Source organism: Alteraquisediminimonas sediminicola (assembly GCF_019740335.1).
In the GTDB taxonomy this organism is placed as follows: domain Bacteria; phylum Pseudomonadota; class Alphaproteobacteria; order Sphingomonadales; family Sphingomonadaceae; genus Alteraquisediminimonas; species Alteraquisediminimonas sediminicola.
Map to the genome: position 1 here is coordinate 114204 of NZ_JAHXZS010000003.1, position 13604 is coordinate 127807.

The window sequence follows — 13604 nt, forward strand, 5'->3', positions numbered from 1 at the left end:
TCTCTGGCTTGATCCGGCATGTCGCCGGCGCGCGGACAATCCGACGCGCCTGTCAATTGACCTGTCGCACCTGATCCGCCCATGCCGCCGCCCTCACTTCGCGACGGAGGATTTTGCCTGAAGCATTGCGCGGCAGGCTATCGACGAAAACATAGGATTTCGGCACTTTATATCCGGCGATACGCGCACGCGCCCATTGCTCGATCGACTGGGTATCGGCTTGTTCGCCGGGTTTCAGCACAATCACCGCCCTGACGGCCTCGCCCCAGCGATCGTCCGGGACGCCGATGACCGCCACCTCCTCCACCACGGGATGCCCGAAGATCGCATTTTCCACTTCAACCGGATAAATATTTTCACCGCCGGAAATGATCATGTCCTTGATGCGATCAAGGATGAAAATATAGCCATCCTCATCCATCCATGCCGCATCCCCGGTGCGCAGCCAATTATCCGGCGTCAGCGTCTTGGCCGTTGCCTCGGGCTGTTTCCAGTAATGGAGCATATTGCTCGATGACCGGATCTGGATTTCCCCGGCGATGCGCGGCGCCACGCAATTGCCATGGGGATCGACAATCCGCACCTCGGTCTGCGCCACGGCCCGGCCACAGGAACGCAGCCTCGGGTTCCCCGGCGGGTCATGGTCCTCGATGTCGAGCGCGACAACGGTGCCGGTCGTTTCCGTCAATCCATAATGCTGGACAAAAATCGGTCCGATCAAATCGATTGCCCGTTTGAGCAATGCTTCCGGTATCGGACTGGACCCGTAATTGATCCCCCGGACACAGCTATAATCGATCTGCCCTGACCGGGGATCATCCAGCAGAATCTTCAACGCGGCCGGGACAAGAAAGAGGCGGCTCACCTTCTCTTTTTCAATCAGGTCGAGCAGCTTGCTGGGTTCGAATTCGCGCACAATGACGGACTTGGCGCCTGCAAACATGCCGTAATTGCCCCAGCCCGTGCCGCTGATATGAAAAACGGGCATCGCGAGCAGGCTGATGTCATGTTCATCCCAAAGCGCCCATGACACTCCGGCTTCTTGAAGGTCGTAGCGCTGTTGCAAAAGCGCGCGATGCGTCAGCACCACCCCCTTGGGCAAGCCCGTTGTCCCGGACGTATAGAGCTGGACTACCGGATCATCGCCCTTGGCGACATAAGCGGGCGGGGCATCTGATTGCCCCCCTGCAAAGCGCTCCATCGGTTCGAAATCGGCCAACTCCCCTTCGATGGCGATGATTTTCCTGATGCCGCTGTTCGTGTGGGTCGACGCCTTGGCAGCTGCCTCGAATTCCGCGCCGACAAACAATAGGGGCGCGCCTGAATCCTGCAAGATTTGTTCAATCTCGGGCGGAGCAAGCCGCCAGTTCACCGGGACCAGCACCGCACCGATCCGCGCCGCCCCGATCAGCAATGCAAAATAGGCGGTACAATTCTTGCCAAGATAGGCGATGCGATCACCGGCAGTGATGCCCTCATTGATCAATGCATGCGCGATCTGGTTCGCCTGCCGGTCGAATGCTGCATAAGAGATTTCCACGCCCTCAAACTGGAACGCGATTGAATCCGGGCGCAGCCGCGCATGTGCGCGAATGACGTCCCCCAAATTATCGGGCCGATCGACAGAATCTGAACTGCGCATATTCATTTCAACCCACCTCAACAGAAATTAACGCCGCTTCCAAACATGCTCCGCATCGCCGGGGATATGGGCTTCACTGCCCGGTGAATTTTGCCCGGCGTTTTTCGATGAATGCCGCAACCCCCTCGGCAAAATCGGCGGTTCGTCCAGCACGCTCCTGATTGACGCGCTCTTCGTGCAAGGTGGATGTCAACGTCCCCTCCATCGCGTTGCGAATGGCCTTGCGCGTCATCGCATAGGCGCGGGTCGGGCCTGCCGCGAAACGACGGGCGATCTCGTCCGCTTCCTCGACTAGTCGATCATCAGGCACCGCCTTCCAGATCATGCCCCATTCCATCGCGGTTTCAGCCGGAATGCGTTCGCCCAACATCATCATCCCATTCGCCCGTGCGCGTCCAATCTGCTTGGGCAGCAGCCAGGTAGACCCCACATCAGGAACAAGGCCGATGTTGATAAACGCCTGCAGAAAATACGCGGAATAGGCGGCGATCGTAATATCGGCAGCAAGCGCAAGCGAACAGCCGGCACCCGCCGCGGCTCCATTCACCGCCGCCACAATCGGGATCGGCAGGCTGAATAATCGTTCAAGCACCGGGTTAAAATGCGTCTCGAGAAAACGCCCCGCATCTACTTCGCCGGGCCTGAGATCCCCGCCTGCCAGATCCCCACCACTCGAAAACGCACGGCCAGCCCCCGTGATCAACAACACCCGCGCGCGATCATCATGCCCAAGCTTGTCGAGTGCATCATAGAGTTCGCTGACGAGTTGTTCATCCAGCGCATTCAAAACGGTCGGACGATTCAATGTCAGACGAACAAGGCCGTCTTCATTGTTCAGTATGATCTTTTCATATGTCATGTACTTGATCCTCTCAACGTCCGAACGTCACCCGCGCGTGAAGCTGCCGCCGCTTTTCGCCAGCTCGACGAGTAATTTAGAGGGGGTAAAAGCGGCGCCATAGCGTGTTTCCAAAGCTCGCAATGAGTCCACGATTGTTTGAAGGCCTATAGTATCCGCCCAAAACATCGGCCCACCGGTATAGACCGGCCAATTATAGCCAAGGATCGCGGCCACATCGATATCGGACGCCCGCAGCGCGATGCCTTCCTCCAGCAGCTTTGCGCCTTCGTTCACCACCGGAAACAACAGGCGCGCCAATATGTCGGCAGCAGCTTGCTTGCCGGATGGCACCACCCCCTTATCGACGGCGAAGCTGGCGATCACCTCTGCCGCGACCGGCGAGGGCGTTGCGTGGCGGTGCTCGTCATAATCATAATATCCGCCCGCCTGTTTCTGCCCCAGTCGTCCCATGGCCACCAGATCGCCGGCAACACTGCGTGTTGTCGCGCCCCTGCCGATGACATCAAGCCCGACAAGATCGATCATCTGGAACGGCCCCATGGCAAAACCATAATCGAAGACGGCCTGATCGATCTCCTGCGGACTTGGGCCTTCGAGCACCAACGCATCCGCCTGTATTTGCCGTTGCGCCATGATGCGATTGGCGATGAACCCATTGCAGACCTTGCTCAGCACCGGCACCTTGCCAATCGTCTTGGCGAGTTTCATGGCCGTCGCGATGACAGACTTCGACGTATGTCGACCGCGCACGACTTCCAGCAACTGCATGACATTCGCAGGCGAGAAGAAATGCAACCCGACCACCCATTCGGGACGCGATGTCGCCGCCGCAATCTCATCAAGATCGAGAAAGGACGTATTGGATGCGAGTATCGCGCCCGGCTTGGTCGCGCGATCCAGCTTGCGGAAGATATCCTTCTTGACCTCCATCTCCTCGAACACCGCCTCGATCACGAGATCCACATCCGCGAGCGCCGCAAAATCAAGTGCAGGCCGGATCAGGCCCATGCGTTGTTCAACATCGGCCGCCGTCATCCGGCCCTTACGGGTCGCATTTTCATAATTGCGACGGATCACCCCAAGGCCGCGATCCAATGCCGCTTCGCTCATCTCGACCAACACGACAGGCAGGCCGATATTGAGGAAGTTCATCGCAATGCCGCCGCCCATCGTACCGGCACCGATGACGCCGACCGTCGCGATCGGTATTGTCGGGATATCTTTGGGAACATCCGGAATTTTGGTCGTCTCGCGTTCTGCGAAGAAATAATAACGTTGCGCCAGACTTTCGATTGATGCCTCAAGCTCTTTGAATAACGCCCATTCGCGCTTCAGCCCCTCATCAAAGGGCAGATTTACCACCGCTTCAATCGCCTTCACGATATTTTCAGGCGCCTTGAATCCACGAAAGCTGCGCGCATTCTTCTTACGAAAATCAGCGAATATCTCCGGCTTGCCGTGCGCAGATTCCAGCCTGTCCTGTCGATCGCGCACCCGCACCAGTGGTTGGTCCAAAACGGATCGGGCATAAGCGATAGCATCGTCACGCAGCCCACCTTCGGTTGCAAGCATATCTACAACGCCAAGTGTGCGCGCCTCATGCGCACTAATGGCTCTGCCGGACACGATAAGATCCAGCGCCGTCTCCACCCCCACAATGCGCGGCAGACGCTGCGTCCCGCCCGCACCGGGCAACAGTCCCAGCTTCACCTCGGGCAGGCCAAGTTTTGCAGAGGGGACGGCGATCCTATAATGGCAGGCCAGCGCCAATTCGAGACCGCCGCCCAGCGCCGATCCATGGATGGCCGCCACTACAGGCTTGTCCGACATCTCGATCAGCGTAAATATTTCGCCGAGATCCGGCCCCACAATGGCTTTGCCAAACTCGGAAATATCCGCCCCGGCAAAGAAGGTCCTACCCGCGCAGATGATGAGAATCGCCTTTACATCCGCAGATGCCATCATTCGCCGCAGGCCCTCATCCAGCGCACAGCGCACCTGCGCGCCTAGGGCATTCACCGGTGGAGAGTCGATCTCCAGAACGCCGATACCGTTGCAGATTTCTTCGTTCGACACCTTCGCCATCACACCGCATCCTCTAAATAATTCATTTATATTTTATGTTATAAATTCAGATATTTACTGCAAAAATTGCATTGCGACATCATCAATACCAAGATCAGTCGATAAGCGCGCTTCCCCCAGAAACTGGTAAGGTGACCCCAGTCACATGACTGCCCGCGCGCGATGCCAGATAGAGAATCGCACCGACAATATCCTCTGGTCGCCCCGGCCTATCGCCAAGCGGTATCGATGGTCGCGGCTGATGTTCGGGATGGCACTCGTCAAACCAGAATGCGGTCATCCTTGATTCAAACACGCCCGGCGCAATCGCATTCACGGTGATGGATTCCGGTGCCAGCGACTTGGCCAAATGCCGCGTCAGCATCAGCATGCCCGCCTTGCTGGCCGAATATGGAAAGCTATCGAGCGCCGGCGGTCGCATCCCATCAATCGATGCGATATTAATAATCCGCGCCGGATCATCACGATCAGCCGCAGCACGCAACAGCGGCAGCAAGGCCTGCACCAGTGCAAAAGGTGCGGTCAGATTGAGATTCAGCACCTTTTCAAAACCGGATCGCGGAAATGAATCGATGGGTGCAGCCCAGCTGGCCCCCGCATTATTCACCAATATATCAAGCGCTGAGACATGCTCCACGATCCCTGCGGCGACCGCAGCCACGCCCGCCTCGGTCGCCAAATCCGCCACCATCGCATGGCATTCACCCAAGACAGAAAGCCGATCACACATGACATCGAGCGCAGCCTGTTTGCGCGCACATATCCAGACCCGTGCGCCAGCACGAACCAACCCCTCGGCAATCATGGCGCCAATGCCGACAGAGCCACCGGTCACCAGTGCCGTACGCCCACGCACATCGAAAAGTGAATTGATATCCATTGGGCGTTTAGATCGTTCGGGAGATCAGCAATTTCATGATCTCATTCGTACCGCCATAGATACGATTGATACGGGCATCCTTATACGCCAGCGCAATGGGATATTCATTCATATAGCCATATCCGCCATGTAGCTGCAGACATTCATCCACGAGCTTGCAGTGCAAATCCGACACCCAATATTTCGCCATCGAGGCAGTCGCGCTATCCAGTTCGCCTTTCAAATGCTGACCAACGCAATGATCCACAAAGACGCGGGCGATCGTTGCCTCCGTCTTCAATTCCGCCAGCTTGAACTGGGTATTTTGGAAATCGAAAATAGCTTTGCCGAACGCCTGACGTTCTTTCACATAATCAATTGTGATGCCTAGTGCATATTCGATCGCCGCCACGCCTTGCACCGCAAGTATGAGGCGTTCTTGCGGCAGTTTTTGCATGAGTTGGATAAAGCCAAGCCCCTCTTCAGCACCCAGCAGATTTTCAATCGGCACCCGAACGTCATTGAAAAACAATTCTGACGTATCCGCCATGCTGCGGCCGATTTTGTCGAGATTGCGACCGCGCTCAAAGCCCTCCGCATCATTTGCATCCACCAGAATGAGGGATACGCCGCGCGCACCCGCAGACGGATCGGTCTTGACGACCATCAGGATAAGATCCGCATTCTGACCATTGGAGATAAATGTCTTGGAGCCGTTGATGACATAATGATCTCCGTCACGACGCGCCGTCGTCTTGACCCCTTGAAGGTCAGACCCCGCCCCCGGTTCGGTCATGGCAATGGCGGAGATCGCCTCGGCGCTGGCGATGCGCGGCAACCACTTTTGTTTCTGCGCCTCCGAGCCATAGGTCTCGATATAAGGGGCGATAATGGCGTTATGCAGCGTTACATCCCAGCCCTCGAAACCGCGCAGACCGATCTCGCGCATCAGCACAACTTCGTGCCGAAAATCGCCGCCGATGCCGCCATATTCCGCTGACGTCGAAAGTCCGAGGATACCTGCTGTTGCCGCCTTTTCCCAAAAACTGCGCGGGATAATGCCTTGCTTGCGCCACTCAGTCAGGCGATCTGGCGACGCATGCTCATCCAGAAAGCGCCCGACGCTGTCACCAAATATCGTGAATTCGTCATCGGACATATAATCTGGCGTCGGCACGTTCAAAACCGCCATATTACCCTCTTCCCCTACATAATGTTGGTTCAGGCCGACTTGATGCCGACAACACCCACACATCTGACCATTATTTTTAATACGTGATGCACTTTCATCGGCGAGTATCAGATATCCATTAAACCCATAAATCTATATTTTGCGTCATTTTATCGGCCCTCCCTATATATGCAGCCTGACATATAATTACCTACAAATTGCAGTATTTTGAATGTCTACAGGGCTGTTGTCAGGGGCAAACAGGGCCAAGGTCGCCAGACAAAAGATAGGGGCGAGCTTCATATACATTCCCCTCGACTTCCCCATCAGTTCGAGCATTGGTGTGGCCGTGAATCGCGGGCCATGAAGTTGGGTCGCACGCCCTGAAGGTCTATCCTTACAGGGCATTGGGTGTTGGAAGCGGTGAGGTGCCGTTTCTTGCCAAGGAGACCACCCATGACTACACTCAAAGCCCCCACCAAGATCGATGGTGTGATTGATCTGCTGCACCGCGACTGCGGTGCGACCTTGATCGAACTGGTAGACGCCACCGGCTGGCTGCCACACACGACACGCGCAGCCCTGAGTGGTCTGCGCAAGAAGGGGCATCCCATCAGCAAATATCTGCGCGATGGGGTGACCGCCTATCAGATCACGGCGGTCGGGATATGAGCGCGCTGGACGAACAGTTAGCGGCACTCACGACCATGTCCGCAGTACTGCTCCGCGCCGAATGGCTACGGCTCCATAAAGTGCCGGCACCCGCCATGACCACCGACCTGTTGCGACGCGGCATCGCGCATCGACTACAGGAGCGCGCCAAGGGCGGTCTGCCTTCTGGCACTGTGCGGGAGCTTGGCCGATTGTGCCGCCATTATACCCGAACGGGTGCGGTGGAAGCAGCGCAACCAAGTCGGATCAAGCCCGGTACCCGGCTGGTCCGAGACTGGGGCGGTGAAAGCCACCATGTGGTGGTGCTGGAAACTGGATATCTTTACAGGGAGCAGAATTATTCTTCACTGAGCCAGATCGCCGTTGAGATCACAGGCGCCAAATGGTCCGGCCCTCGCTTCTTTGGGCTGATCAAACGGAAGAAGGCGGAGGTCGCTCATGCGTAACGCCAAGGGGTGTTCAACACCCAAGTCCATCCGTTGCGCCATCTATACGCGCAAATCCACGGAAGAAGGACTAGAGCAGGACTTCAACAGCCTTGATGCCCAGCGTGAAGCCTGTGCTGCCTATATACTGAGCCAGCGTCATGAGGGTTGGACACTGGTCCCTGACCTTTATGATGACGGTGGGTATTCCGGCGGCAACATGGATCGCCCTGCCCTGAAGGCCGTCCTTGCCGAAGTGGCTGCCAAGCGGATTGATGTGATCGTGGTCTACAAGGTCGACCGGCTCACGCGCAGCCTGTCGGACTTTGCCCGGATTGTGGATGTGCTTGATGACGCGGACGCCAGCTTCGTGTCTGTCACCCAGTCCTTCAATACGACCACCAGCATGGGGCGCCTGACCCTGAATGTGCTGCTGTCCTTCGCGCAGTTCGAACGCGAGGTGACCGGCGAACGTATCCGCGACAAGATTGCCGCGTCCAAGGCCAAGGGCATGTGGATGGGTGGTCAGGTGCCACTTGGCTATGATCTGGATGACCGCAAGCTGATCATCAATCCGACTGAAGCTGACACTGTCCGCCATATCTTTGAGCGCTATGCGGCCTTGGGTTCTGGCAAGGCGCTAATGGTGGAGCTTGATGCAGCCGGCATCAAAAGCAAAGCACGGATCAATCGTCATGGTCGGGCCTATGGTCAGAACTCCATCAGCCGGGGTGCCTTATATGCCATGTTGCAGAACCGGCTCTATGTCGGGGAGGTCGTCCACAAAGGGCAATGCTATCCCGGCCAGCATGCGGGTATTATCGATCCCGATCTCTTCGATCAGGTGCAGCAGCAACTCAAGACAGCAAGAGTCGACCGTCGACTGGGAAGCAATGCTGTTGAACCAAGTCTGCTTGCGGGACTGATGGTCGATGGACATGGGCGTCGATTATCGCCAAGTCATGCTGTCAAGCAGGGTCGGCGGTATCGCTATTATGTCTCGCAGAATGATGGGGCGGAAGCCGCCAGCGAACCATGCTGGCGGATCAGCGCCAATGACATCGAGACATTGGTGTGTGCGAAGGTCAAGCAAGCCATCCACGATACCGTGCATCAGCGCATGGCCGTTGGTGATCTATCCAGCGATGTCATTACCCGCCTGAACAGGAACGCCAATCAGATCCGGCAATTGCTGGAGAACCAAGCTCCGGCCAAAATGCGCGAGGTCTTATTATCCCTGATCCAGCGCATTCAGGTCGTCGATACGACCAAATCCATCTTCGAGACTTCGTATCGCGATATGTTTGCCCGCTGTTTTTGGATCGCTCGGCCTACCGACTCAATCTGCATTGGTCCGGTCTCGCGCGGTGGGGGCGGTTCTGGCACCGCTATCCCTAGGAACTAGAGGAGGTTATGCTCGAGGATGGAGGGCGGCGAATTCGGTTCGATCGAATTCCGGTCTTTGCAGAACATATCACCGTACCGCCGCACGTTGCGGTTACCACCGCATCACATAAATACAGCTTCACCGAGAGCGAGACTGACCTCTGCTTTCACTTGCCTGAAGTGCTGCCCGACGGTTCGATGGACCTGACAACATTTCTCGGCAAAGCCTCGGCCGAATTCCTCGACGGCGGAGAGAAACTCTCTCCAGATGGACCAGACCAGATGCTAGGCGAACTGATCGCTGGCGTCTACGGCGATCAAGGAACCGCGGCGCCGACGTTCCGCACTGAGGGCGAAGATCCCATAGGGCGTTGGTTCTCGTGGGGCGATCATTTGCGCAGTGAATATGAGATTGAGCAATTTGCGTTCGTTCGGTGGGAAAACGAGGCAGGCCTGTTCTAACGCGGGAGGATACCTGTCCCGTCATCTGATGCTGGCGACCCACGCCGCAACTCCAAGTCTGCAAGGATGTCAGCAGAATCTGCCATCTTCGGCAGGGGTGGTCAGAAAGCAGCGGATCCGCAGTTGTGATCGAAAAATTGGCTGGTGAATGGCGACAAACGGTCGGCCCTGGAAACCAACAACGACGCATTCGAATGTCCGCTATCCCGTTTTCGCGGCTGGAAGCTGCTTGTCAGCACCGTCCGCGACGACCGACATTCGATGGTCAATTTCGCTGCTGATGAACGAAGGGCAGCTTGAGCCAGTCCGCTCCTACAAAGGAGCCGTTCCGGATCGCCAACTCACCAGCCACTGGGCGCGATATGCCGCGACCGGTTAAGACATTAGCCAATCCATCAGAGGATGATGCGAGGCGGTCCCTGAATGTGACGATATTGCGCATGCTCCCATCATTGCCTGACAGACGCGAGGCACTATGAACATGGCTGGAACAAATAGAGATCAATTAATGGACAAAACGGTGTTAGGGCCTTGACCTGAAATAGCGAGTCAGAGGATAAAGGGATCGTAGTCGTCCTACCGACTTTTTCACTCCTGCCCCGAGCCTTTTAGCGGCGAGGCAATGGGCCTCAGGAGCGCGGGCTTACCCCCGCATGGAAAAGGAGACGACATATGCTTACGGTTCATGTCCGTGCATATCATCGGTTCCGGCTCAACCGGGTGGAGCATGTGTGTGCTCCACCCGGCGCTGGCCGAACCAGTATTGTTTCTCATTCTGACCTAGACTAAGCGGTAGGGCGGCTACACTTTTCCGTGAAGTCCGTAAATAAGAGATTGCGCCAGTGTGGGCAAGCCGTCAACGGCTTTTGCCAGTCAAAACAGGCTAGCCCATGAACTCGCCGTCTAGACCAGCTAGAAGGCCATGACCACCGTGTCAGCCATGTTTAGCCATTAGCGTCTTGTTGACCACAATCTTGAGCGCCTCGATCTTGGCGCGGGTCGCTTGGCTCAACTCCTTCCGCAGCGTGGCGAGGTTTAGCAAGGCGTTGGCACTCCACGGCCCAAAGGCCAGCATCTTGGGTAGTAATTCATCGCGCTTGAGACGGTTGGCTTCCGACTGTACACCCGCGCCCACTCCGACGCAGTGATATTGTAACACCGGCTTGCGCAAGCCGATTTCATCGACAGATCTGTGTGGTACCTCGCCTACGTCGCCATCGCCCCATGCGTCGATATGTTGAAGGATTGATCCCTTGCCGATCACCAGCGCGTGCAAGTCGCAGCTCTCGTCGGCCACATCGAGCGCCTCGCGATAATGGCCGTCATCGGAAAAACTCATCCTCCGACCTTCGAATGACCGAAAGTGGGTCGGGAGCGGCCATCGCTCTCGTCGGATACAGGGCGACCACCAGCAAAGCGGCCGCTCTCTAGGGCAAAACGTGCGTTTTATTCCAGTCGTCCATTGACGGGCCGGAATTTGGGAGACAGTCCGCGAATAGGCGATAGAAGCTAACCTTGCTTCTTGCACGAGACATCGCGGATCCAACTGAGCCCGCGCATGGCTTGTGGCCAACCTAGTGTTGTTACTGCGAGAAAGGCAACGTGGTCGAGTTCTGCAGCAGTCAGGCCCTCAGCGAGCGCCCGACGGGCATGGGAGTGCGTTGCCCCTTCAGAATCAGCACCCATCGCTAGTGCCAGATGGATGAGACGGCGGGTCCGACTCTCAAGGGGGCCTGCGGCAGCCACGGCTGCACCCAGCTCTTGATAGGCTCGCCAAAGCTCCGGTTGCTGGTCAGCTACACATCCCGCAGTCGCCGGTAACGTAACTTCAGGCGTTTCTGTGAGATCGCTCGCACATTGCTTGCTCATACTCCATCTCCTCGCTTGTCGGCACAGCCGCTCGCATGGATAACATATCCTTCGGGTTAAGTTCACCTCGCGGATCTCGACCCGTCGGGTCGCGCTCAAATTTTTTTGAATCGCTCGCCTCCAAAGATGCACAACCGCAGCCAAGACGGTATGGCTTGAGTGAGCGATTTCAATTCAGTGGGTGCTCTGAGGGTGGGCGCGGCCTACGTCTGCGACATTATGAGTCCACGGCCTAGATCAAGGATGACCGTTATTCCGCGGCCTCGAGTTCCGGCTCTAGCGTCGGATCGTTGGCTGGAGTGGCGCGGCTCCTGCGGGCAAGACGCACGACATGGCTTGGCTTGCCCCGACGTGATACCAGCCAAACATGGTTTCCGATCAGTGCGATGGTGATAAGGCCGTTGACCCAATGTGCGGTACTGGTCCACCCGCGCAGCTCATCATCGGCAATGTAATAGAGGCCGTAGCCGGTCAGAGCCATGAACAGGACGATAACGCCAGTAGCGATGCCACTCTTGCGGCGGCGCTTGCCGAGCAGCCCAAGGCGAACATGGACGGGCAGCATCGCACCGATTGAGATGAGGAATGCGAAGCACGCCAGGCCATGGACCGTCAGCGCCCATGGTTGCCATGGACTTCGTTCGCTACCAAAGTCACCCTCGACCCGGATGAAGTGTTCGAGAATCAGCCAGCTGATGCCTGCCAACGCCAGCAAGGAGAAACTCGTATAGAGGAGCCGCATCTGCCAGGCAGGCAGGCGGGTGGAGAACTGCGGTGGACGTCGATTCATGCGGTAGGTTCCTTCAATTCGAATGGGATGACGCGCCCATCAACAAATATTGTCAGTGCTGATGCGCCCGCGAGACCGAGGCAAACGACCGACTTCAGGGTGGCGGAGACCAGAATCTTGGTCAGCGCATCGGTATCCATCGCAGACGCAGCCTCTACTGTGACCGATGCGATCGCAGGCGATGCGCCCGCCAGATGGCGCATATCGAGCCCGCCGGAAGCATCGTGTCCCGCACTTGTGGCGAGCGCAGCATTCTGAAGCTCGACCATGGCCAGCGGTTCGCGCGACCCCGGCATGGCGATGGTTACTGGCCAAGCCTCCGGTCCAAAGCCCTTGATGTCGCCTCCGGCATTGACTAGTCCACATTGGACACCCACCGCGCGCATCGCGTCGATCGCGCAATCGACGGCAAAGCCCTTGGCGATGCCACCCAGGTCGAGCCGTAGCGGCCGATCCAGCCAGACTTCGCGGTTCGTCACATGCACATCGCGCCAGTTTGCCTGGGGATCCAGCGGAAGCAGGCTGTCATTCCTTGCAAGTAATCCGCGCGCCGCCATCAGCCCACCCAGAGTAGGGTCGAATGCGCCGCAGCTTGCTTCCGCCCAGAACAGCGCACGCTGAAGCACCTCGGCCGTCCAGGGATCGACGGTAACAGACCGCCTATGCCCAAGTCGATTGACAGCCGATAGCTCGCTTACCGGATCATGCGCACTCAGCAAACTCTGTACTTTGACGATCGTGGCAAAGCCCGCTGCGATCGCCTTTTCATGCGGGGCAGTGATCTCAACGAAGGTGCCAAGCAGCGGCCGACACCGACGTTCGAGTTCACCCATGATCTGAAAGGACGGCATCATAGGTGGCAAGCAATCGCTTAACACCATCGGTGACATGACGGCACGAAAGTGTTGCTCCGGAGATGTTCTTGATGTCCTTGTCGAGCTGAAGCGTGGCTCCATGACGCTTTCCGGTGAACTGGGCGCGCCATTTTAGATTGCGGATCTGGTCGCCATAAGTCTCTCGATAATCGAGCACCTCGATGCCTTTGATTGCGCCGCCTGCGTCAAGCGCCAACGCAAAGGTAACGAACTCATGCTTCCCCAGCACCCGATCGACGATCACCCAGCCAAGCCGCTTTCCAGCGGCATCTACAGCCTCCCATGCCATAATCTTGGGAGCACGCACAGGAATGCCCGCGATCTTCTGGACTACGGAGCGCTGTTGCGGCGTCAGCACGACATTGCGGTCAATGAAGCTGGCTGCAGAAGGGAACATCGCCACCCTGGCCTGTGCCGGTGTCATGTACGTGGTGGCATGACCCGACGTCGATCCGACGATCGCCGCTGTCGCGCCTGCAATCAGATAATTCCATCGCATTGATTTC

At 57.2% G+C, this 13604-nt stretch carries 14 protein-coding genes; 4 read left to right on the forward strand and 10 right to left on the reverse strand.

What is annotated here, in order from left to right:
* Positions 1 to 52: 52 nt before the first annotated feature.
* From K6117_RS08530 to K6117_RS08550, 5 genes are all read right to left on the reverse strand, one after another.
* Positions 53 to 1642: a fatty acid--CoA ligase gene (locus tag K6117_RS08530; protein ID WP_221793963.1), complete on the reverse strand. Its 1590-nt coding sequence runs from the start codon at positions 1640 to 1642 to the stop codon at positions 53 to 55.
* 73 nt (positions 1643 to 1715) lie between these two features.
* Positions 1716 to 2501 carry an enoyl-CoA hydratase-related protein gene (locus K6117_RS08535; RefSeq protein WP_221793965.1) on the reverse strand — a complete coding sequence of 262 codons (786 nt, stop codon included), beginning with the start codon at positions 2499 to 2501 and terminating at the stop codon, positions 1716 to 1718.
* 27 nt (positions 2502 to 2528) lie between these two features.
* Positions 2529 to 4589 (reverse strand): 3-hydroxyacyl-CoA dehydrogenase NAD-binding domain-containing protein, encoded by a 2061-nt coding sequence (locus tag K6117_RS08540; RefSeq protein ID WP_221793967.1) that lies wholly within the window; start codon positions 4587 to 4589, stop codon positions 2529 to 2531.
* Between the two features lie 94 nt (positions 4590 to 4683).
* Positions 4684 to 5469, reverse strand: coding sequence for an SDR family NAD(P)-dependent oxidoreductase (locus tag K6117_RS08545; RefSeq protein WP_221793969.1), 786 nt, complete (start codon positions 5467 to 5469; stop codon positions 4684 to 4686).
* A 7-nt stretch (positions 5470 to 5476) separates the two neighbouring features.
* Entirely contained in the window at positions 5477 to 6640 is a 1164-nt protein-coding gene (locus K6117_RS08550; RefSeq protein WP_221793971.1) for an acyl-CoA dehydrogenase family protein, read from the reverse strand.
* Positions 6641 to 7075: 435 nt separating this feature from the next.
* Here K6117_RS08550 and K6117_RS08555 point away from each other — a divergent pair, with 435 nt between their 5' ends.
* The 4 genes from K6117_RS08555 to K6117_RS08570 are packed head-to-tail and all read left to right on the forward strand — an operon-like array spanning position 7076 to position 9564.
* Positions 7076 to 7291, forward strand: coding sequence for a DUF3489 domain-containing protein (locus K6117_RS08555; protein ID WP_221793973.1), 216 nt, complete (start codon positions 7076 to 7078; stop codon positions 7289 to 7291).
* Positions 7288 to 7737 (forward strand): DUF2924 domain-containing protein, encoded by a 450-nt coding sequence (locus K6117_RS08560; RefSeq protein ID WP_221793975.1) that lies wholly within the window; start codon positions 7288 to 7290, stop codon positions 7735 to 7737. Before K6117_RS08555 ends, K6117_RS08560 begins: the two co-directional genes overlap by 4 nt.
* A complete protein-coding gene (locus tag K6117_RS08565; protein ID WP_221793977.1) occupies positions 7730 to 9121 on the forward strand; it encodes a recombinase family protein in 1392 nt (463 codons plus the stop codon). The genes K6117_RS08560 and K6117_RS08565 overlap by 8 nt, the downstream gene beginning before the upstream one ends.
* A gap of 8 nt (positions 9122 to 9129) precedes the next feature.
* Positions 9130 to 9564, forward strand: a complete 435-nt coding sequence (locus K6117_RS08570) for a hypothetical protein (RefSeq protein WP_221793979.1) — start codon at positions 9130 to 9132, stop codon at positions 9562 to 9564.
* A 934-nt stretch (positions 9565 to 10498) separates the two neighbouring features.
* Here K6117_RS08570 and K6117_RS08575 read toward each other — a convergent pair.
* The 5 genes from K6117_RS08575 to K6117_RS08595 all read right to left on the reverse strand — a co-directional run bounded on the left by K6117_RS08575 (position 10499) and on the right by K6117_RS08595 (position 13597).
* The gene (locus K6117_RS08575; RefSeq protein ID WP_221793981.1) at positions 10499 to 10903 is read right to left on the reverse strand and encodes a hypothetical protein; all 405 of its coding nucleotides are present in this window, start codon (positions 10901 to 10903) and stop codon (positions 10499 to 10501) included.
* A gap of 170 nt (positions 10904 to 11073) precedes the next feature.
* Positions 11074 to 11433, reverse strand: a complete 360-nt coding sequence (locus K6117_RS14630; RefSeq protein ID WP_221793983.1) for a carboxymuconolactone decarboxylase family protein — start codon at positions 11431 to 11433, stop codon at positions 11074 to 11076.
* Positions 11434 to 11683: 250 nt separating this feature from the next.
* Positions 11684 to 12223: a hypothetical protein gene (locus K6117_RS08585; RefSeq protein ID WP_221793985.1), complete on the reverse strand. Its 540-nt coding sequence runs from the start codon at positions 12221 to 12223 to the stop codon at positions 11684 to 11686.
* A complete protein-coding gene (locus tag K6117_RS08590; protein ID WP_221793986.1) occupies positions 12220 to 13056 on the reverse strand; it encodes an FAD:protein FMN transferase in 837 nt (278 codons plus the stop codon). The genes K6117_RS08585 and K6117_RS08590 overlap by 4 nt, the downstream gene beginning before the upstream one ends.
* A complete protein-coding gene (locus K6117_RS08595) occupies positions 13049 to 13597 on the reverse strand; it encodes an FMN-binding protein (protein ID WP_221793988.1) in 549 nt (182 codons plus the stop codon). Before K6117_RS08595 ends, K6117_RS08590 begins: the two co-directional genes overlap by 8 nt.
* Positions 13598 to 13604 lie beyond the last annotated feature (7 nt).